Genomic DNA, 19,963 nt, shown 5'->3' with positions numbered 1-19,963 from the left:
GGCGCATCGGTGCGCCTGATCCAGTGTGCGTCGCGGTCGGGCAACTTGTCAACCGGTTGACCATTTCACGCGCCCGCTGCTTTCTTCGCGACGCTGGTCGCCTCGGCGCTGCTCTCGCCGCAACCGGTTGACCGACCGGTACGCTCACTCCATGCCCGCGTTCAGCCCGGACGACCCCCTCAACATCCGACTCGAGCTCGAGTCCGTGCCCGTCGGGTCCCCCGCCTCGGTGGTCGCCCGACAGCTCGTCTCGCTGCTCACCGCCGGCGAGCTGGCCCCCGGCTCACGCCTGCCCTCAGAGCGGATCCTGTCCGAGCGGCTCGGCGTCGGACGCTCGGCCGTCCGTGAGGCCCTCGCCGCCCTCGAGATCCTGGGCATCGTGCAGATCCGCCCCGGCTCGGGCACCTACCTGCGCGGAGGCACCTCGGACCTGCTGCCGACGACCCTGTCGTGGGGTCTGATGCTCGCCTCGAACCGCACCCGCGAACTGCTCGAGATCCGGTCCTCGCTGGAGCGCACGGCCGCGATCCTCGCCGCGCAGCGCGCCACCGACGAGCAGATCACCGAACTCGGCGAGTACCTGGTCCGGCAGGAGGCGACGCTCGACGACCCGCAGGCCTTCATCGACGCCGACGTCCGGTTCCACGTCCTGCTGGCGCGGGCGTCGGGCAACGACGTGCTCGCCGATCTGCTGCAGAGCCTGCGCTCGATGCTGAGCGTCTGGGTCGCGCGGCGCGTGCAGACCCGGCAGGCGACCGAGGCCGCGTTCCACGAGCACCGCGCCGTCTTCGAGGCGTTGCGCGCCCGCGACGTGCCCGCCGTGCAGCGCGCGATGGACGCGCACATGGCCACGGCGAGCGCCCGCATCGAGCACGCCGAGCCGCTGCCCGCCGACGAGTAGCGGGGCGCGCTCGCGCGCGCGCGCTCGCTTCGTGAGCAGGAATGGTCGGGTCCGTCGAGCCGACCCGACGTCCTGTGCTCACGATCAGGGCGGACGGGAGGCCCGGGGCGCGCCCGCCCCGCACCGTGCGGTGTTGCCGGGTCGGCAACACCGCTTGGGTCCGGCCCGGCAGGTGCGCTGGAGTACCAGCATGCACACCCACCACGACGGCTCCGCCACCGGAGCTGCCACCGATGCCACCGATGCCACCGAAGCCAACGACGCCACCGCCGCACCGTCCGCTCGGGAGTGGTGGGAGGCCCGCTACGCCGAGCGCGATGGCATCTGGTCCGGCCGGGTGAACGCCGTGCTCGCCTCGGTGACGTGGGGGCTGCCGGTGGGGCGGGCACTCGACCTCGGCTGCGGCGAGGGCGGCGACGTGGTGTGGCTCGCCGAGCAGGGGTGGGACGTGACGGGCATCGACCTGTCCGTGACGGCGCTCCAGCGTGGTTCGCGGGCCGCCGTCGCCGCCGGGGTTCAGGAGCAGACGGCGTTCGTCGCCGCAGACCTCGCCCGGTGGGACACCGCCGCGCGGTTCGACCTGGTGACGGCGTCGTTCCTGCAGTCGTGGCCGGTGGAGATCCCCCGAGCCGACATCCTGCGTCGGGCCGCTGGCTTCGTCGCCGCGGGTGGGCACCTGCTCGTCACCGCGCACGCCGCTCCCCCGCACGATGACCTGCCGCCCGAGCTGCGGGAGTACCGGTTCCCCGCGCCGGCCGACGACCTCGCCGCCCTGCAGCTCGACGACCGGTGGGACGTCCTGGTCGCCGAGGTCCGGCCGCGCACCGTGACGACACCCGAGGGCAATCCGCACGAGGTGCTCGACAGTGTCGTGCTCGCCCGGCTGACGCGCGGGTAGCGTCGGCCGTGTGACCACCGACGACGACATCCGCGCGCTCGTCGTGGACGGTGTCGAGGTCGCCGTCGAACGCAGCGGCACCGGCACGATCGCCAAGTCGTCCCCTCGGCCGTACCTGCACCCGGTCCGGACCCTCGGCGGCACCGTCGTCAGCGCGCACCACCCCAGGGACCACGACTGGCACTGCGGTGTCGGCGTCGCGATCCCGGACGTCGACGGCGTGAACTGCTGGGGCGGCCCGACCTACTCGCAGGGAGCCGGCTACGTCTGGCGTGACGACCACGGCTCGGTCGAGGTCGTGCACGCCGAGCAACAGGACACGACATCCGCCGAGGAGCTCGTCTGGCGGGGCCCGGACCGCACGGTGGTCCTGCGCGAGGACCGCACCCTCTGCTGGCGCGCGGTCACCAGCGGGTGGGAACTGTCCTGGTCGTCGGCGTTCCACGCCCCCGGCGACTCCCCCGTGCACCTCGGCGGCCCCGGCAGCAACGGCCGGACCGGAGCCGGCTACGGCGGCTTCTTCTGGCGGTTCCCCGAGTGCACGGGAGCGGTCATCCGGACCGCCGATGCCGAGGGCGAGGCCGCCGTGCACGGCTCGGTCGCCCCCTGGATCACCTGGTCGGCGGTGTTCGACGGCGGTCCGGCGACCATCCGCATCGAGGCCCTCGACCACCACGACCCCTGGTTCGTCCGCGCCGAGGAGTACCCGGCGATCGGCTCGGCACTGGCGTGGGACTCCCCCGCCGTCGTGCAGCCCGGCGCTCCGCTGGTCCGCTCGTTCCGCGCGACGATCACCGACGGCGGTACGCTCGCCGGATGAGCACCGGGGACTGGGAGTCACGCGTCGCGGCGCTGTGGGACGACGCGACGATCGACGATCAGCAGCGGATCGAGCGGATGCGCGACCTCGCCGCCGGCGCTCCGCACCCCGCACTCGGCGCGTTCGAGCTCGGCGGCGCCTTCGACTCGGGCGGCCACGAGGCCGAGGCCGACGTGCAGTACGCCGCCGCGACCACGGCCGGCCTGGACACGGTCGACCCGGACCGCGCCGCCAGGATGGCCGTCCAGCACGCCTCGACGCTGCGGAACCTCGGCCGGATCGACGCGGCCATCGCGATGCTCCGCGACGCGCCGGAGCACCCCGCCACCGGGGCGGCACCCAAGGTGTTCCTCGCGCTCGCCCTGCACAGCGCCGGACGCTCCGCCGAGGCACTGCGCGTCGCGATCGAGGCCGTCGAGCCGACGCTCCCCCGGTACCACCGGTCCGTCCGGGCCCACGCGGCGGCCCTCACCGAGGACTGACGCGCGTCAGGCGTTCCGGCGCTGGAGCGCGTCCGCGGCCTTGCCGAGCAGCCAGTTCACGGCCCACCCCAGCACGCCGATCACGGGCAGCGCGAGGATGACCACCGTCCACAGCACCTTGACCACCTGCGTCCGGCGACCATCGCGCCAGACCTGCACCAGCGCCACGGCCTCGAGCGCCAGCAGCACGAGGAGCACCACGGCGTGTGCCCCCGACACGTTCGTCAACACGAGCGGTCCTCTCCGCGGCGACGGTCGTCGCCCGCATCGATGACAGTAGGGCCTGCCCGGACTCGTCCGCGTCATCCGTCCGACTGACCGCGCGGGTCGGTCTGGCGATCGCGCTGCCAGGTCAGGCGATCGCGACCTCACCCCGCGCGAGCAGTTCACGGGCCCGACCGGCATCGGCAGCCGGCGGCCGGCCGTGCAGGGCGCGGTAGTCGCGCGAGAAGTGCGAGGCGCTCCGGTACCCCACCGCGACCGCAGCCTGGGCGGCGGTGTCACCGAGCACGATCATCCGCCGCCGGGCCTCTCCGAGCCGCAACCGCCGCAGGTACTGCACCGGGCTCATCCCGGTGACCTGCCGGAAGCGCGCGAACAGTGTCGACTCGCTCGTCCGGACCGCCGCGGCCAGGCCCGCCACCGACCACGGGTCCGCCAGCCGATCGGTGAGCAGGGCCGTGGCCGCTGCGACGACGTCGCCGTCCCGGTTGCCGATCGCGGCCAGGATGCGCGGTGCCTGGTCGGTCTGCAGCAGGCGGAGCACGACCTCGCGGGTGACGAGCGGGGCGAGGACCGTCATGTCCTCCGGAGCATCGAGCAGTCCGACGAGTCGGGCGAACGCGTCCGCCAGGGCCGGGGTCCAGCTGCCGAGTCGTGCCGGCGGCGCCTCGTCCTGGTGGGGGCGGGACATCGCCGTCGCGACCTCGGCGACCACCGCGGGGTCGAGCTGCCAGACGACCGCGACGAACCCCGCGGGTGGTTCGACCTCGACCACCCCGGCGATCACGGGCAGGTCGACGGGCGTGATGATGAAGCGTTCCCGACCCCAGAGCTGGTCGTCATCCCCCACTATCGAGCGCTTCCGTCCGGCGAGCACCACCGACACCGACGGCGTGTACCGCTGGTACCCGAGGTCGGTCGGACGGTCGACGCGGGCCAGGCGGAGGCCGAGTCGTCCGGCGCGCTCCGTGTCGTCGAGGTGGGCGAGGACGCTCTGCAGCGCACGGTCCAGCCGGTCCGAGGTGACGTCGTCCATGTGCCCATTCTGTCGAGGCATCCGACGCGAGGGGTGCCCGTGCGGGATCCGGCAAGCACTCCGGAGTCCTGGGCAATCTCCACGAGGCACGCGGGACCGAGCATCGGAGCATGCAGACCAACGAAGCACTCCTCGGCTCCCTGACCACTGACGACCGACTGGCTGGCCGCACCGCACTGGTGACCGGCGCCTCGAGCGGCATCGGTGAAGCCGTCGCCCGTGTCCTCGCCGCCTCCGGCGCCACCGTCGCGGTGGCCGGCCGCGACCCGGAGCGCACGCAGGCCGTGGTGGACGCCATCACCGCGTCCGGAGGAACCGCCGTGGCCGTGATCGGCGACCTGAACAGCCACCCCGACGCGGTCCGTGACCTCGCTGCCCGCGCTGCCCAGGCCCTCGGCGGCCGGGTCGACGTCCTCGTCAACAACGCCGGCGTCTACCCGGTCGGCCCCACCGCACTGCTCGCCGACGACGACGCCGAAGCGCTCTGGGACACGAACGTCCGCGCACCCCACGTGCTGGTCGGCGCGCTGGCGCCCGCGATGGTCGAACGCGGCTCGGGCGTCATCGTGAACATCGGCTCGTGGATGTCCCGCGTCGGCGTCCCGTTCACGGCGCTCTACCCGGCGACGAAGGCGGCCGTCGAGCAGCTGACCCGCGCCTGGGCAGCCGAGTTCGGACCGCACGGTGTCCGGGTGTCGACCGTGTCGCCCGGTGCCACCGCGACGCCGGGCAACGCGGACTCGCACGACGTCCTCGCGCAGATGACAGCGGGCACCCCGGCCGGCGCACCCGTCCGACCGGTCGACGTCGCGTTCGCCGTGCGCTGGCTGGCCTCCGACGAGGCGACCTTCGTGCACGGCGCCACCATCGACGTGGACGGCGGCCTCGCAGCGACCCGCCTCGGCTGAGCCGCCCCGCACGAACGGGCGAAACACCCGGGTCGGCGCGCGGAGGCACCCCGGCATTTCGCCCACTCGGCAGCGCCAGCCGATGCGAGCGATTCCCCGGTCCGCGAGTGGTCACGACACACCGCCGGCGGGTGGCCGTGCGGTCACGGACCGTCGCGCGGGAGCGCGTCAGCCGACGGATCGTGACCGCTCGGCGGACGGCGTGGGCGCGGCGGTGGGCGCGACCACCACACGGTCGGGAGGCGCGGTGCGGGCTGGCACCGGGCCTCCCGTCAGGCGGTGTGGTCGCCGACCACCCGTGGGACCGGCAGCGAGTCGCTGGTCGTGCGCAGGGACTCCTGGCGGATCTCGAGCTGCGAGACGGCGAGCGCCGCCAGGTCACGGAGGTTGGCGAGGTCGTCCTCGGTGGCCTGCCGCGGGCGGGTGTCGAGCACGGCGAGGGTGCCGATCGGTGCGCCGTCGTGCTTGACGAGCGGAACGCTGACGTAGAAGCGGATGCCGAGCGGACCGGTGACCAGGGGGCTGTTCCGCATCTCGGGGTGCGCGGAGCCGTCCGGGATCACGACGGGGACGGGGACCGGGGCGAAGCCGTTGCGGAAGCTGATGCTGCGGGCTGCCTCGTCGACGCCCTCGGCGATGTACGACTGGGACCACTCGCGGTCCTCGTCGAGGACCTCGACCAGGGCGATCGGAGCGTCGAAGAGCCGGGCCGCCATCGCCGTGGTGCGCTGCAGCGACTCGTCGGGCAGGCTGTCGAGGGTCGCCGGGCGGTCCGTCTCGGGGCGCGTCGGCACCGGTGCTGCCGGTGCCGTCTCGTCGGTCGGCTCGGCCACGTGGTCGCTCGTGGCGGTCTCGGCGATCACGACGTCGCGGAGCATCGTGACCAGCTCGGCGCCGAGTGGGCGGGCCGCGGGGTCCTGCGCGGTCATGGCGCGGAGCAGGTGCTTCCAGTGCTCGGGCAGGGGCTCGGGGACCACGGGGTCGCGCGACAGCCGGGCGACGGCGGACTCGACGAGCGAGCCCGGGAACTCCCGGCGGCGGGTGAAGCACTGCAGCAGCACGAGGCCGAGCGAGTAGACGTCGCTCGGCGGGCCGACCTCGCCGCCGCGCGCCTGCTCGGGGCTGAGGTAGGCCGCGGTGCCGGTGGTCACACCGTCGGCGGTCAGGCGTTCGACACCGGCGGCGAGCGCGATGCCGAAGTCGGTCAGGCGCGCCCGGGCCCGGTCGGAACCGTTGCCGTAGTCGACGAGCAGGATGTTCGACGGCTTGATGTCGCGGTGCACGACGCCGTGGGCGTGGATGTAGTCGAGGGCCTCGGCCATGTCGTAGCCGATCTCGGCGATGTGCCGCGAGGCGAGCGGGCCGACGGCCAGGCGCTCCTCGAGGTCCTGCCCGACGACGAGCGACATCACGATGTAGCGCTGCTGCGTGCCGTCCTGCCCGGTGACGACTCCGGCGTCGAGCAGGCTGACGAGGTTGTGGTGCTCGAGCGACGCCAGCACGCCGAGTTCGGCCTCTTGCCGGGCGATGTCCACGATGCCTGCGTGGAAGAGCTTGATCGCGACCGGGCGGTGCAGGCTCTCGTCCACACCCCGGTAGACGACGGACATGCCGCCCTGGCCGATCGCTTGCTCCACGCGGTACCGACCGTCGAGCAGCGGCGCGCTCGCGTCGTGGTCTTCCGTCGGGATCATCCAACCCTCGTTCTCGGCTCCGGCACCAACGATGCATCTTCGCATCCCGACGGGTATCTCGTTCGCCGACGTCGTTCTCCGGCTGAACGGGGGTGGGTGGTGGTGCGCAAGACACCGGTGTTCGCGTGTCGAACACGCGCAGAACGCGGTTCAGCCTGCGAACACCGGTGTCTTGCGATCCCGGCGCCACCCGACCACCCCGTCAGCGACGCGTCGCGACCGTGCTCACGCGGAGGTCCTCGAAGGTGCTGGTGAAGCCGGGGCCCCCGAGTGAGATGAGCCCGACGCGGGGTGCGCTGCCGAGGTCCGCCGTCCAGGTCCCGCCCCGGACGAAGTGCCGCCCGTCCAGGCTGGTGTACGCGGTGTACCGGTCCTCCCCCCGGACCTCCCGGTGGACGATCCGGAGCGTGGTGGTGTCCCCGACCGGACCGACGACCATGTTGCCGTAGCCCGGCGCCCCGGCCGGTTGCCCGGACACCTGCTTGCCGAACTCCGTCTGGCGCGTGTTGAAGATCGAGTTCGAGGTGAGGCGGACGGAGTTGCCGTCGTCACCCCACACGATCAGGCCGCCCTGCACGTAGTTGAGACCGTCGCCGTTGGCCGGGGTGTCCACCCCGACCGTGGTCTGGAGCACGTAGTCCCCACGGGGTGCCGGTTCGGACAGCACCGATGCGAGCGGCGTCGCCGGCGGGTGGATGTCGGCGTCCTGCGTCTGCCAGCGGAACGTGCCGTCGGCGACGGTCCAGGTGGACGGGTCGGGCTCACGCGTCCAGGCGAGCTGGGCAGGCAGCGTTCCGGGCGCTGCCCCGGTCTCCGCCCCCGGCTCCGCGGCACCGTCGAACGACGTCGACAGTGCCCGGATCGTCCGCCCCGGCACATCGACGGGAGCGGTGGACGCCCGGTACGTCGGCCGTTGCCCCGGCTGCGCGACCGGCCCTGGCTGCACCGTGTCGGACGGCCCGGCTCCACCGCGGACGACCGGCCAGCCGCCCTGCCAGTCGAGCGGGTCGATCAGCGCCGGCCGCTTCGTGTAGGTCGGCTGCCCCGCGTAGTACGGGTCGGTGCGATCGGCCGCGTGGTAGATGATCCAGTCCTGCCCGGCGAAGTCGGTGACCACGGTGTTGTGACCGGTGCCGACCCACCGGTTGCCGTTCTGCGCGAGCAGGGGTGTGCCACCGACCCGGGTGCTCGTGATCGCTACGCCGTCGCGGTCGGTGAACGGTCCGAGCGGGCTGCGCGACCGGGCGACGAAGACGCCGTAGCCGGTCAGGGCGCCGTTGCAGCAGTTCGTCGCGGAGCCCATGAAGTACCACCAGCCGCCGTGCCGCATCAGGTACGCACCCTCGTAGCGGTTGTCGATCGCGATCTGCCGCTCGGTCGACGGGTCGGAGCGCAGTCCGTCGGCGCTGAGGCGTCGGACGTTCACGCCGCCGAAGTAGCTGCCGAAGTACAGGTAGGTCGTCCCCTTGTCCGTGATGACCTCGGGGTCGAACGCCCACCGCGCTCCGTCGCCGTTCGGTGCGGTCTGCGGTGCCACGACCGGGCCGCCGGAGTCCTTCCACGGGCCCGTCGGGCTCGAGCTCGTCGCCACCCCGACCGCGGAGCCGCCGCCGCTCGGCCCCGTCGCCGACGGGGTGTCCGAGGCCGCGTAGTACAGGTACCAGGTGCCCGCGCGGCCACGGTCCCCGGCGCGGTACACGACGTCCGGCGCCCAGATACCGTTCGCGTCACCCACCCAGGCGGGCTTCGTCGGGAACGCGTCGTTCACGTACGTCCAGTGGGTCAGGTCGGTCGACCGGTACGTGGGCACCGCGTGCTGCACCAGGGACCCGTCCGGGTTCTGCTCCGTCGCGGTGAGCGCGTCGGTGGTGCAGTACAGGTACCAGCTGCGGTCGCGTCCGGCTCCGTGGATCACGGTCGGGTCCGCGCAGCTCGCCGCCGTCTGCCCGTCCGGCAGGCTGAGCGCGACCGGGTTCCGGTGGCTGGGTGCCGCACGGCCGTGCCGGCTGGCGGCGCTCGACGCCACGGTCGCGGTGGTGGTCGCCCGGGTGGTCCCACCCGGCACTGCGGACGCATCCGCTGGTGCGGCCTGGAGGCCCGTGGTCGCGACGCCGAGGAACGTCACGACGGCGAGGAGTGCGGTGGACGATCGGCGCATGCCGGACCTGCTCTCGTCGTTGAGGGAGGTGCTGCTGGAGGGACTGCGGGTGTCGCCTGGCGACGTGCGCGAGCGTACGCTCGGCTCGACGAAGGAGTCATGCCATGCCCGCGAGGTTCGTCTACTGGATCAACGTCTCCGTCGACGGGTTCGTCGAACGGGCCCCCGGCGAGCACGACGGCCTGGACGGACCCGACTGGATCCGGATCGACGAGCCGCTGCACCGCGAGTTCAACGCCCGCGCCGCCGCGATGACCCTGTCCGTCGAGGGCCGGGTGGTGCGCGACATGATGGACCCGTTCTGGCCGGATGCCCGGCACGACGAGTCGATGCCGCAGTACCTGCGCGAGTACGGCGAGATCTGGACCGCGCAGCCGAAGATCCTGGTGTCCCGCACCCGGACGACCGCCGATCACGACACCCGGGTCATCGGTGGCGACGGCGACGCGATCGCCGAGCTGGCCGCGATCCGTGCCTCCGGCGACGGCGACGTCGGCGTGGGCGGACCGAGCATCGCGAGTCAGCTGCTCGATGCCGGGCTGCTCGACGAGGTCATGCTCTTCACGCACCCGTCGGTGCTCGGCGCCGGCCGACCGCTGTTCGATCCGCCGCTCTCGGGGCACCGCCCGCTCGTGCAGCTCGACCTGCTCGAGCAGCAGCGCTACGACAACGGCGTCACCCTGCACCGGTACGACGTCCGGCGGTCCTGAGCGCTCGGAACGTCAGTCCTCGACGGGCTCGGTGGCGATGATCCGGACGTACCAGGCGCTGTCGCGGTCACTGCCGAACCCGTTGAAGGAAACGCTGTCCGCCCGGCGACGCAGCTCCGCTGGAAGGTCGATCCGCTGTGAACCGTCCCGGCAGGACATCGGATCTGTCGGTCGGGTCTGCGAGGCGCCTGCCGACCCGATGGTGGAGGAGCCACTCATGTGCCCGTCCCCGAAGCACGAGAACTCGAGGTGGTCGACCGACTCCGGGTGCGGGAACGTGATGGTGACGCCCGTGCCCGGTGCGTCACTGTCGTCGTCCCCGGGCGACACCGCGGCGAACAGGGCGCCGAGCTCAGTGTTCGACTCGACTGCTCGGTGCCGCTTCTCCCAGGCGGACAGCGCCGCCTCGTCGACGGGCGGCGGACCGGCGCAGCCGGCCAGCAGGAGCACGCCCGCGATCGCGGGCAGGAGCAAGGCGGGGACGGAGCGCACGCTGTGAGCCTAGTGACGCGGTGGACCCGCCCGCGGAACGACGGGAGGCGCGGTGCCGGCTGGCACCGCGCCTCCCGGCCGTGGGGTGGTCGCGTCAGACGTCGCGACGGCGCGCGAGCGTCAGGGCGAGGCCACCCACGACGAGCACCTCGGCGGCGAGGACGCCGAAGCCGCCCCAGCCGTTCAGCACGACCCCGCTGTTGTCGACCGTGCTCGCGCCGTCGTACGAGTAGGCGTAGAGCTGGCCGCCGGCCGAGTCGGGCAGGAACGCCGCGATGTCCATCGGCCAGTCGACCTTCATCAGTCCGCTCATGAGTGCGAGCACCCCCGGAACGACCAGCAGGAGGCCGAGCGTGATCGCGATGCCGCCGGCGCTCGACCGGACGAGCAGACCGATGCCGTACGCGAGGAGCGCCAGCAGGGTCAGGAAGACCGACGAACCGAGGATCGGCAGGAACACCGACGGGTCACCGAGCTCCGGCTCGACACCGTTGCCGGCCAGCAGCGGGAGCGAGATGAGGACGCCGATCCAGGTGGCGACGGCGCTGACGACGAAGGTCGCGATGGCGAGGACGGTGGCCTTCGCCAGGATCACGCCGGTGCGCCGCGGGTCTGCGGTGAACGTCGAGCGGACCTGGCCCGTGCCGTACTCACCGGTGATGATGAGGACGCCGAGCACGCCGACGACGAGCGACGAGAGCAGGACACCCACGGCGTTGGCGTTCACGAAGGTGCCGTTGGCGAGGTCCGTCGGCAGCTCCTGGCCGCCGCTGTTCGTGTTCGCCCCGATCAGCGCGGCCATGCCGATCGTGAGGACGACCAGGATCGCGTAGCACCAGAACGTGGACCGGATGCTGCGCAGCTTGATCCACTCGCTCCGCACCAGGTGCGGGAACGACAGGCGGGTCGAGCCGGACATCCGGGTCGACGGTGTGGTGGGCGAGGTGGTGGCGCTCATCGGGTGCCCTCCGATCGGTACTCGACGTCGTCGCGGGTGAGGGCCATGTAGGCCTCCTCCAGGCTCGCGCCGGTCGGGGTGAGTTCGTGCAGGGGGACGCCGGCCTGTGCGGCGATGTTGCCGACCGTCGGTGCGTCGGGCCCGACGACGAGGAACGAGCCGTCCTCGCGCTGGGTGACCGCGGCGTTCGGGCCGATGGCGGTGAACAGTCCGTTCGGGTCCGGGGTGCGGACGATGACGCGGCTGACGGCGGCCTCGGTGCCGGCAGCGGCGCCACCACCGGCGACGAACTCGGCGATCGGGGCGTCGGCGAGGACCTTGCCCCGGCCGAGCACGACCACGCGGTCGGCGGTCTGCGCCATCTCGCTCATCAGGTGGCTGGAGAGGAACACCGTGCGGCCATCGGCGGCCATGCGGCGGGCGAGCTGACGCACCCACACGACACCGTCGGGGTCGAGGCCGTTGACGGGCTCGTCGAGGATCAGGGTCTTCGGGTCGCCGAGCAGTGCGGCAGCGATTCCCAGACGCTGCCCCATGCCGAGCGAGAACCCGCCGACGCGCTTCTTCGCGACGGAGTCGAGGCCAGTCATGTCGATGACCTCGTGCACGCGGGACTTCGGGATGCCGTGGGTCGCCGCGAGCGAGAGCAGGTGGTTGTAGGCGCTGCGGCCCGAGTGCACGGCCTTCGCCTCGAGCAGGGCGCCGACCTGCCGGAGCGGGTCGCGGAAGCTCGTGTAGGGCTGGCCGTTCACGGTGGCTGTGCCCGACGTGGGCCGGTCGAGCCCCATGATCATGCGCATCGTGGTGGACTTCCCGGCGCCGTTGGGCCCGAGGAAGCCGGTCACACTGCCGGGACGCACGACGAAGGAGACGTCGTCCACGGCGGTCTTCGGACCGTACTGTTTGGTGAGATGGCTGACTTCGATCACGGCCTCGACGCTACGGGAGGGGCCGTCGGTGCCGCGTCCGCCGTTGGGGGGAGATGTGTGCTCCCACAGGGTGACGCGGGGTTGGCGCGGGTTTTCGCGCGGGTGGGCTCGCGCGGCTTTTCGCGCTGGGCGACGGTTCACGCGCGCGGCGGGGCGTGAACTGTCGCTGGGCGCGAAGTGATCAGGCGGGGTGGTGCGCCGGACGTTCGTCGCCAGGGTCGAGAGCGAACGCGAGGCTCTCCTCGATGATCGACAGCACGACCGCGAGTTCGTCGGCGTCGCGCGGGCCGTAGACCATGAACTCGGTTCCGTGGTCCTCGTACTGGTGCGGGGTCGCCCAGCCGAGCTCGGTCAGTTCGGCGCCCCGTGCGACCGGGAGACAGAGGTGGACGGAGGTGTCCTCGACGCCGTGCAGGTGCACGGGCTCGAGTCGCCCGTCCGGCGCCAGTGACGTCCACGGGACGACGTGGGCGCGCTGATCGCGCAGGAACAACGCGCGTGACGACGCCGGCGACACCTGGCTGTGCCCCTCTTCGACGCCGGGCAGCGCGACGGCACTCCCGACGAGCGCTCCCCACAGTTCCGGCGTCGCACGGTCGGTGAGCTGCCGCTGGGGACCCGTTTCGGACACGGCGGGCCGTTCGCCGCGGCGGATGGACCTGATCATTGCTCGACACTATCGCATAACCCCCAAAGAGCCATTTGACGGTGTCAGGCGTGGGGACGAAGGATGGGCGCATGTCCAGCCTCCAGTCCCTCCGGGCGACCGCCCACCCGATCCGGCTCCGCCTGCTGTCGCTGGTGACGAGCTCCGCGATGAGCGCGGCCGAGGCCGCACGGGAGCTCGGGCTCTCGCAGGCGACCGCGAGCTACCACCTGCGCGTCCTCGAACGGGCCGGGCTGGTCGCCGTCGTCGAGGTCGTCCGGCTCCGGGGCGGCGAGGCGAAGCGGTACCGGCACGAGTCGTCGTCGCGGGCGTTCGACCCCGACGGCCGATCCGACAGTGGCGCCGAGGAGGTCTCGGTCGAGGACCAGCTCGTGTACGTCGAGGCCCAGGTCGAGGAGCTCCGGCGTCGGGTACGACAGCGGACCACGGGGCCCGGCGTCTCCACCGACGCCGAGCTGTGGGTCGGCCCCGAGACGTGGCGTCGCGTGGTGCACCACGTCGGCCAGGCCTCCGCCCTGCTCCACGCAGCAGCGCAGCGCCCCCGCACCCCGGGCACCGTTCCGGTGTCGATGACCGTCTCGATGTTCCCGATGCGGCGACCGTGAGCACGCCGATCACGGGCGTCCTCCGGCACGCGCCGTTCCGTTGGCTGCTCGCCGCCCGCACGGTGAGCATCCTCGGCAACGCCGTCGCCCCGATCGCGTTGGCGTTCGCCGTCCTCGACCTCACCGGCTCGCCCGTCGACCTCGGCCTCGTCGTGGCCGCACGTTCGGTGGCGAACGTCGCGGTCCTGCTGTTCGGCGGGGTCATCGCCGACCGGCTGCCCCGTGACGTCGTGCTCGTCGTCACGTCGCTCGGCGCCGCGCTGACGCAGGGCGCCGTCGCCGCGCTGGTCCTGACGGGTACCGCGACGGTTCCACTCCTCGTCGTCCTGAGCATCCTGAACGGTGCGGTCGCCGCGGTCAGCCTGCCGACGACCGCTGCCATGGTCCCCGAGACCGTGCCCGAGGCACTGCTCCGTCCGGCGAACGCCGTGATCCGGTTGAGCATCAACGCCGGCACCATCGTCGGGGCCTCCGCCGGCGCCGGCATGGTGGCGCTCGTCGGCGCCGGGTGGGGATTGGCGGTGGACGCCGCCGGCTTCGCCGTCGCTGCAGCTCTGTACGCACGGATCCGACTGCCACGTCGCCCGTCCGTCGTGCCGGCCGACCGTCCGTCGGTGATCGCGGACATCCGGGAGGGATGGGTCGAGTTCTCGGGGCGGCGCTGGGTCTGGACGGTGGTCGCCCAGTTCGCGGTGCTCAACGCCGCCTTCGTCGGCGCGACGACCGTGCTGGGTCCGGTGGTCGCGGACGGTTCGTTCGGCAGGGCGGGTTGGGGACTCGTCGTCGCGGCGCAGACCGTCGGTCTGGCGCTCGGAGCGCTGATCGCGCTGCGGTGGCGGCCGCGGCACGCCCTCGGCATCGGCGTCGCCTTGATGGCCGTGACCGCGCTCCCCGTCCTGGCGCTCGCTGGTGCACCGGCCCTGCCGACCCTGCTCGTCGCGTTCGCCCTGGGCGGGGTGGCCATCGAGCTGTTCGCGATCGCGTGGGACCACGCGCTGCAGTCGAACGTGCCCCGGGCCGTGCTGTCGCGGGTCTACTCGTACGACATGGTCGGGTCGTTCGTCGCCGTCCCGCTCGGCGAGGCCCTGGTGGGGCCGCTGGCGCACGCGGTCGGCACGCCCGCGACCCTGATCGGTTGCGCCGTCGTCATCGTCGTCGCCACCGTGGTCGCCGCGTCCACCCGGAGTGTCCGGCGCGTGACCACCGAGGTGGCCCTGCCGGTCTGATCAGCCCGGGGAAGCGTCTGCGTCGACCTCGTACGCCTCGAACCGGGCGTCGGCGAGGACCGCGTCGATGAGCGACCGCGACCCGGCGACGATCGTCGAGTCCCAGTCGATCTCGCTGGCGAGCACCCACTCGTGCCCCTCGGGCCAGAGCATCTGCGGGGTGTGCCCGACGTCGACGTACGTGCCCACGCGGGCGTCGTCCGTCCAGGACGGGTCGCTGAGCTGCAGCAGGGACATGGAGAGCAGGAAGCACTCGCGGGCCGGCCACAGGAAGCGCGGACCCGCGAGCGACTCCCGGAGCGCAGCCTGCTCCCGCCGGTGCTGCGCCTGGGCCCGGGCAATGTGCGCCTGCATCTCCACGCGCTCGGCCGCCGTCGGCTCGCCGCTCCCCTGCCACCCGAAGCCCAACGTCGACGCGTTCAGGTCCCCCCATCCGTCCCAGACCGCCCCGACCAGGTCGTCCGGCGTGGACGTCGCGTCGGCGAGGAGCCCGGTGAGCGCGGCGAGTTGCCTCGGCTCGTACCAACCCGTTTCGGGTGGATGGACGACCCAGCCGTCCTCGAAGGGGAGGTCCGACTCGTCGTCCCGACCGCTGAGCGTCTGCCACGACACGAGCGGGTCGATCGTCCGACGGTTGCGCTCGGCGACGTCGGCCCAGCGCCACTCGGCCGATTCGAGGACCGGGTGCTCGTCGTACTCGTCCACGGTCGTGCGGTCTTCGCGATCCGCTCGGAGCGGGTGCAGGATCCGGACGTACGCCTCGAACCCGGTGCCCGCGACACCGCCGAACGAGGCGAACGAGCCGGCCCGGGCCAGCAACCAGTCGCCGCGCGAGACGTCCTTGATCAGTTCCACGTGCCGAGCCTAGGACTGACCGGGGCAGCCGTCAGGACGTCGTCCAGACCTCGAACGCCGGCAGGTCCGGCACCGGATCGGTCGCCAGCCGGGCGTGCGTCTCCACGTCGAACCGCTCCGAGCCGTACCGGAGCTTCTGCCGTTCGACGCCCTCCGCGCGGAACCCGGCGGTCGTGGCGACTCGACACGACGCGGGGTTGTTCGAGCGGTGTCCGAGTTCGAGGCGGAAGAGCCCGGCGTCGAACGCCCAGGTCGACGCACTCGTCAACGCACGAGTGGCGAGCCCACGGCCGCGAGCATCGGACGCCAGCCAGTAATGCGCCCAGGCCGTGGCGTGCCGGAACTCGATCGCCGACAGCCCGACGTTCCCGACCGCGACTCCGTCTTCCACGATCGCCCAGTTCTTCGCCCGCTCGTCGAACCGCAGGGCGCTCCTGATGTGCGCGCGGGCCTGCTCCTCGTCATCGAGCCCGACGTCCGGGAACTGTGTCGCGAGGTCCGGGTTCGACCGGCTGGCGACGAAGAGCGCAGCCGCGTCGTCGAGCGACCACGGGCGCAGTACGACGGCCATGGGTGATCTCCGTCAGCCGATCAGCCGGCAGCGGGCCCGGCCTGCGGACGGCGTGCACGGAGGCCGGGGAACTCGTCGTCGCGCCACTCAGCCTCGGCGCGCGTGCCGTTGCTCACCGACTGCTCCTCGCGCTCCCGGAGCTCCACGCGGCGGATCTTGCCGGAGATGGTCTTCGGGAGCTCCGCGAACTCGACCCGACGGACGCGCGCGTAGGCGGGGAGAGCCGTGCGTGCGTACTCCAGGACCTGCCTGGCGGTGTCGGCCGACGCCTCCCATCCGGTGGCCAACGTGACGTACGCCTTGACGACGTTGAGACGGGCGTCGTCGGGCGCCGGGACGACCGCGCTCTCGGCCACGGCCGGGTGCTGCAGCAGGGCGCTCTCCACCTCGAACGGCGACACCTTGTAGTCCGAGGACTTGAAGACGTCGTCGGTGCGGCCGATGAAGGTCAGCTCGCCGTCGGCGTCGCGGACGGCGATGTCGCCGGTGTGGAAGAAGCCGTCGCGCATCGACGAGGCGGTGCGGTCGGGGTCGCCGAGGTACTCGGCCATCAGGTTGACGGGCCGCTCGGTGAGGTCGAGGCAGACCTCGCCCTCGTCGCCCGGTTCGCCGGTGACGGGGTCGAGCAGCGTCACGGTCACGCCGGGGAGCGGCTTGCCCATCGCGCCGGGCGTCACGGCGGCGCCCGGGGCGTTGCCGATGATCGCCGTGGTCTCGGTCTGCCCGTAGCCGTCGCGGATGGTGAGCCCCCACGCAGCCTCGACCCGGCCGATGACCTCGGGGTTGAGCGGCTCGCCGGCCGAGATGAGCTCACGGAGCGCGCGCGGCTTCGCGCCGAGGTCGGACTGCAGCATCATCCGCCACGCGGTCGGCGGCGCGCAGAACGTGTTGACCTCGGCCTGCTCGAGCTGCGCGAGGAGTGCGGCCGGGTCGAAGCGCGCGGTGTTGTGGATGAACACGGTTGCCTCCGCGATCCACGGCGCGAAGAAGCAGCTCCAGGCGTGCTTGCCCCACCCGGGCGAGCTGATCGTCAGGTGCACGTCACCGGGCCGGACGCCGAGCCAGTACATCGTGCTGAGGTGACCGACCGGGTACGACGTCTGGGTGTGCACGACCATCTTCGGCTTCGACGTCGTGCCGGACGTGAAGTAGACCAGGCACGGGTCGGTCGTGCGGGTGACGACGTGGGGGCGGACCTCATCGGTGGGAGCGGGCTCACCCAGGTCACTCGGGTACTCCGTCCACCCGTCAGCGGGACCGCCGATGACGATGCGTGTGAAGGACCCGCGGACGTCGTCGTACTTGTGCGTCTCGCTCCGGTTCGTGACGACGTGCGCCACCGAGCCCCGGTCGACGCGGTCCTGCAGGTCAGCGGTGTCGAGCATCGTCGAGGTCGGCAGGATGACCGCACCGAGCTTGATCACGGCGAGCATCGTCTCCCAGAGCTCGAGCTGGTTGCCGAGCATGACGAGGACGTTGTCGCCCTGCTGCACGCCGAAGCCGTGCAGGCGCGCGGCGAGCCGATCGGACCGTGCGGCCATCTCGGCGTAGCTGAGCCGCTGCTCACGACCGTCCTCCTCGACGATCCAGAGCGCGGTGCGGCTGTTGTCGGTCGCGATGACGTCGAACCAGTCGGTCGCCCAGTTGAACGTGTCGCCGACGTCCGGCCAGCGGAACCCGGCGCGTGCCGCTTCCGGAGAATCCGCGGCGAGGAGCTGGTCGCGGGCGGCACGGTACGCGGCGGTCGGGTTCACATCAGGCACGGACCGATCATGCCGCATCCGTCTCAGAGCCGATCGATCAGGCGAGCCCCCGGAGCCAGCGGTCGAGCCAGGGAATGATGCGCGAGAGGTCGTCCGCGTCGATCGCGTCACTCGCGGCCGCACGTGCCGCCGGAGCCGCGTTGAGCGCCAACGCACTGGGGAGCGCCTGGAAGAGCGGGATGTCGGAGCGGCTGTCCCCGACGGCGCAGCAGTGTTCGATCGGTACACCGAGGTCACGAGCGAGCGCGAGCGCCCGGTCCCGCTTGTCGAACTCGTCGAAGTGCTCGGCGACGGTGCCGTCGTGGACGCCGTCGTGCTCGCCGACTCTCGGCCCGCCGTTCGGGACGAACCCGAACCGCCCCGCGAGGGAACGGGTCACGGGCTGCCACGCCAGCGACGCGAGCACGGGTTCGACGTCGTGGGCACGGCACCACGCGACGACGGTCGCGGTTCCGGGCAACACCGGCAGGTCGTCGAGCCACCGGTCAACCATCGCGACGGACGTGCCACGCCACCCGAGCGCGTCGACCTCACTGACCTGCTGGTTGGTGAGCGCACCGTCGGCGTAGCGGGCTTCTGCATCGTCGAGCTCGTCCTGGTGCCCGAACCGGGCGGCCAGGAAGCTGCTGCTGGAACCGGGGCTGACGAGGGTTCCGTCGACGTCGAAGAACACGATGCCGACGGTCACTGCCGGCCGCTCCCCCGCACGACCGCATCGAGCACCCGGATCGTCTCGTCGGTGTCGACGTGCAGGTGCGCCCCGATGCCGAGCGCACGTGCGGCCTCGATGTTCTCGGGCACGTCGTCGACGAAGAACACCTCGTCCGGGTCCGCCCCCAAGCGCTCGAGCGTGATCCGGAACGCTTCGGGATCGGGCTTGTTCACGCCGATCTCGTGGGAGTAGCAGATCGGGTCGAACACCGCCGAGAACCGGAAGCGCCGCTCCTCTTCCTCTCGGGCACCGTCGCCGGAGTTCGACAGGATCGCCAGGCCGATCGTGCCCCGGAGTCCGGCGAGGAAGTCGTACAACGGCTGGTTCAGGGTTCCGCAGTACGCATCCCAGAAGTCGGCCCGCATGACGGCGAGCTGATCGGCCCCGAGTTCGAGCGCTGCCCCGATCGCACCCCAGTACCGGTCGACGACGCCGGTCTGACGGGAGGCGTCGGGCAGGTCGGCCGCAGCGAGGCGTGCGGAGAAGTCGTCCGTCGTCATCCCGAGCCGCTCGGCCCACCGCGCCCGGAAGCGTCCGGGCCAGGCGGCGTCGTCGACGAGCTCGAGGACGCCGCCCACGTCGGACAGCAGCCACCGCACGACGGGCCCGGCAGCTCCGGCAGCTCCGGCCGCCCCGCCGGTCACAGCGAACCCCGCAGCTGCCGGATCATCTCGACCTCGAGTTCGCTCGGATCGAGGACGTACGCCTCGGTCGCACCCGTCGGCTCGTAGCCACGTCGGGCGTAGAAGGCCTGCGCACGCGTGTTCCCCGCGTGCACGTGCAGCCGCAGTGCCGACCCGTGTGCAGCCGCCCACACCTCGATCTCGTCGAGCAGCGCATCGGCGACACCGGCGGGACGACCCCGGTGCGACGGTGCGACGTAGACGCCGACCAGGAGCGGCCCGACGCGGGGGCCGGGGACGAACACCCCCATCGTCCCGAGCCACCGGCCGTCGGCACCGATCGCGGCGAGAGTCGTCCCGCCGACGTCGTGCTCACGGCGGCCGCGTCGACGCCAGTCACGCTCCTGCAGCCGCTCCGCGTCGGCAAGCCGCTCCCCGTCCGCCTTCGGGGTGTCCCGGAGCATCTCCAGCCGCAGTGCCCGCACGGACTCCCAGTCGTCCTCCGTGGTCGGTCGGATCGTCGTTCCCCGCATGACCCGAGCCTAGGGGCGACAGGCCCGGAGAAGTCGTTCCAATCCGACTGGCGGACGACGCCGAATCACCTGCAACGACCGGGAAACACCCGGAGCGCTCACCAGCCGCACATCGCTGGTTCTCCACCCCACCAAGGGTGTGTTCGGCGCGCACACAGCAGCCGCGCCGAGCGCGACAACAGCAAAGGACTGATCACGAT

Annotated in this window: 22 protein-coding genes; 8 read left to right on the top strand and 14 right to left on the bottom strand. The window is 72.3% G+C overall.

Going from position 1 to position 19,963, the window contains the following annotated elements; all coding sequences use genetic code 11:
- The first annotated feature begins 151 nt into the window (after positions 1-151).
- The 4 genes from HP445_RS00295 (at position 152) to HP445_RS00280 (ending at position 3,101) form a co-directional block, all read left to right on the top strand.
- Entirely contained in the window at positions 152-901 is a 750-nt protein-coding gene (locus HP445_RS00295; protein WP_111093734.1) for a FadR/GntR family transcriptional regulator, read from the top strand.
- A gap of 190 nt (positions 902-1,091) precedes the next feature.
- Complete coding sequence (locus HP445_RS00290; RefSeq protein ID WP_128781773.1) at positions 1,092-1,799, top strand: class I SAM-dependent methyltransferase; 708 nt, start codon at positions 1,092-1,094, stop codon at positions 1,797-1,799.
- Positions 1,800-1,809: 10 nt separating this feature from the next.
- Positions 1,810-2,619 (top strand): DUF6807 domain-containing protein, encoded by an 810-nt coding sequence (locus tag HP445_RS00285; protein ID WP_128781772.1) that lies wholly within the window; start codon positions 1,810-1,812, stop codon positions 2,617-2,619.
- Positions 2,616-3,101 (top strand): tetratricopeptide repeat protein, encoded by a 486-nt coding sequence (locus HP445_RS00280; protein WP_128781771.1) that lies wholly within the window; start codon positions 2,616-2,618, stop codon positions 3,099-3,101. Before HP445_RS00285 ends, HP445_RS00280 begins: the two co-directional genes overlap by 4 nt.
- 6 nt (positions 3,102-3,107) lie before the next feature.
- Here HP445_RS00280 and HP445_RS00275 read toward each other — a convergent pair whose 3' ends face one another.
- Together HP445_RS00275 and HP445_RS00270 are read right to left on the bottom strand one after the other, a co-directional pair.
- Positions 3,108-3,320, bottom strand: coding sequence for a PLDc N-terminal domain-containing protein (locus HP445_RS00275; RefSeq protein ID WP_241660497.1), 213 nt, complete (start codon positions 3,318-3,320; stop codon positions 3,108-3,110).
- 133 nt (positions 3,321-3,453) lie between these two features.
- Complete coding sequence (locus tag HP445_RS00270) at positions 3,454-4,359, bottom strand: AraC family transcriptional regulator (protein WP_128781770.1); 906 nt, start codon at positions 4,357-4,359, stop codon at positions 3,454-3,456.
- 110 nt (positions 4,360-4,469) lie between these two features.
- Here HP445_RS00270 and HP445_RS00265 point away from each other — a divergent pair, with 110 nt between their 5' ends.
- A complete protein-coding gene (locus HP445_RS00265) occupies positions 4,470-5,267 on the top strand; it encodes an SDR family NAD(P)-dependent oxidoreductase (RefSeq protein WP_128781769.1) in 798 nt (265 codons plus the stop codon).
- Between the two features lie 272 nt (positions 5,268-5,539).
- On the opposite strand, the gene HP445_RS00260 is transcribed toward HP445_RS00265, so the two are convergent.
- Both HP445_RS00260 and HP445_RS00255 read right to left on the bottom strand, forming a co-directional pair.
- Positions 5,540-6,961: a protein kinase domain-containing protein gene (locus HP445_RS00260; RefSeq protein ID WP_164941300.1), complete on the bottom strand. Its 1,422-nt coding sequence runs from the start codon at positions 6,959-6,961 to the stop codon at positions 5,540-5,542.
- A gap of 202 nt (positions 6,962-7,163) precedes the next feature.
- Positions 7,164-9,119, bottom strand: a complete 1,956-nt coding sequence (locus HP445_RS00255) for a family 43 glycosylhydrolase (RefSeq protein WP_128781768.1) — start codon at positions 9,117-9,119, stop codon at positions 7,164-7,166.
- Positions 9,120-9,223: 104 nt separating this feature from the next.
- Between HP445_RS00255 and HP445_RS00250 the strand changes: the two genes are divergently transcribed.
- Positions 9,224-9,829, top strand: a complete 606-nt coding sequence (locus HP445_RS00250) for a dihydrofolate reductase family protein (RefSeq protein ID WP_111040125.1) — start codon at positions 9,224-9,226, stop codon at positions 9,827-9,829.
- 12 nt (positions 9,830-9,841) lie between these two features.
- Here HP445_RS00250 and HP445_RS00245 read toward each other — a convergent pair whose 3' ends face one another.
- The 4 genes from HP445_RS00245 to HP445_RS00230 form a co-directional block, all read right to left on the bottom strand.
- Positions 9,842-10,321, bottom strand: a complete 480-nt coding sequence (locus tag HP445_RS00245) for a hypothetical protein (RefSeq protein ID WP_128781767.1) — start codon at positions 10,319-10,321, stop codon at positions 9,842-9,844.
- Positions 10,322-10,415: 94 nt separating this feature from the next.
- The gene (locus HP445_RS00240; RefSeq protein ID WP_111055522.1) at positions 10,416-11,279 is read right to left on the bottom strand and encodes an ABC transporter permease; all 864 of its coding nucleotides are present in this window, start codon (positions 11,277-11,279) and stop codon (positions 10,416-10,418) included.
- A complete protein-coding gene (locus tag HP445_RS00235) occupies positions 11,276-12,208 on the bottom strand; it encodes an ABC transporter ATP-binding protein (protein ID WP_128781766.1) in 933 nt (310 codons plus the stop codon). Before HP445_RS00235 ends, HP445_RS00240 begins: the two co-directional genes overlap by 4 nt.
- 181 nt (positions 12,209-12,389) lie before the next feature.
- Positions 12,390-12,875 (bottom strand): luciferase domain-containing protein, encoded by a 486-nt coding sequence (locus tag HP445_RS00230; RefSeq protein WP_241660494.1) that lies wholly within the window; start codon positions 12,873-12,875, stop codon positions 12,390-12,392.
- 71 nt (positions 12,876-12,946) lie between these two features.
- On the opposite strand from HP445_RS00230, the gene HP445_RS00225 reads away from it, so the two are divergent.
- Both HP445_RS00225 and HP445_RS00220 read left to right on the top strand, forming a co-directional pair.
- Positions 12,947-13,480: an ArsR/SmtB family transcription factor gene (locus HP445_RS00225; RefSeq protein WP_128781765.1), complete on the top strand. Its 534-nt coding sequence runs from the start codon at positions 12,947-12,949 to the stop codon at positions 13,478-13,480.
- Positions 13,477-14,706 (top strand): MFS transporter, encoded by a 1,230-nt coding sequence (locus tag HP445_RS00220; protein WP_128781764.1) that lies wholly within the window; start codon positions 13,477-13,479, stop codon positions 14,704-14,706. Before HP445_RS00225 ends, HP445_RS00220 begins: the two co-directional genes overlap by 4 nt.
- On the opposite strand, the gene HP445_RS00215 is transcribed toward HP445_RS00220, so the two are convergent.
- Genes HP445_RS00215 through HP445_RS00190 form a run of 6 tightly spaced genes read right to left on the bottom strand, consistent with a single transcriptional unit; the run spans position 14,707 to position 19,763 of the window.
- Entirely contained in the window at positions 14,707-15,561 is an 855-nt protein-coding gene (locus HP445_RS00215; RefSeq protein ID WP_128781763.1) for a hypothetical protein, read from the bottom strand.
- Positions 15,562-15,592: 31 nt separating this feature from the next.
- Positions 15,593-16,132 (bottom strand): GNAT family N-acetyltransferase, encoded by a 540-nt coding sequence (locus tag HP445_RS00210; protein WP_128781762.1) that lies wholly within the window; start codon positions 16,130-16,132, stop codon positions 15,593-15,595.
- Between the two features lie 20 nt (positions 16,133-16,152).
- Positions 16,153-17,913: an AMP-binding protein gene (locus tag HP445_RS00205; protein ID WP_128781761.1), complete on the bottom strand. Its 1,761-nt coding sequence runs from the start codon at positions 17,911-17,913 to the stop codon at positions 16,153-16,155.
- A gap of 19 nt (positions 17,914-17,932) precedes the next feature.
- On the bottom strand, positions 17,933-18,583 hold the full coding sequence (locus HP445_RS00200; RefSeq protein ID WP_128781760.1) for an HAD family hydrolase: 651 nt from the start codon (positions 18,581-18,583) through the stop codon (positions 17,933-17,935).
- Positions 18,580-19,251: an HAD-IA family hydrolase gene (locus HP445_RS00195; RefSeq protein WP_128781759.1), complete on the bottom strand. Its 672-nt coding sequence runs from the start codon at positions 19,249-19,251 to the stop codon at positions 18,580-18,582. The genes HP445_RS00200 and HP445_RS00195 overlap by 4 nt, the downstream gene beginning before the upstream one ends.
- Complete coding sequence (locus HP445_RS00190; RefSeq protein WP_128781758.1) at positions 19,248-19,763, bottom strand: GNAT family N-acetyltransferase; 516 nt, start codon at positions 19,761-19,763, stop codon at positions 19,248-19,250. The genes HP445_RS00195 and HP445_RS00190 overlap by 4 nt, the downstream gene beginning before the upstream one ends.
- Positions 19,764-19,963: the final 200 nt, after the last annotated feature.

Source organism: Curtobacterium flaccumfaciens (assembly GCF_013359815.1).
GTDB classification, from domain to species: Bacteria; Actinomycetota; Actinomycetes; order Actinomycetales; family Microbacteriaceae; genus Curtobacterium; species Curtobacterium flaccumfaciens.
Note: the sequence above shows the minus strand (reverse complement) of the source record. Positions and strands in the feature narration are given on the sequence as shown.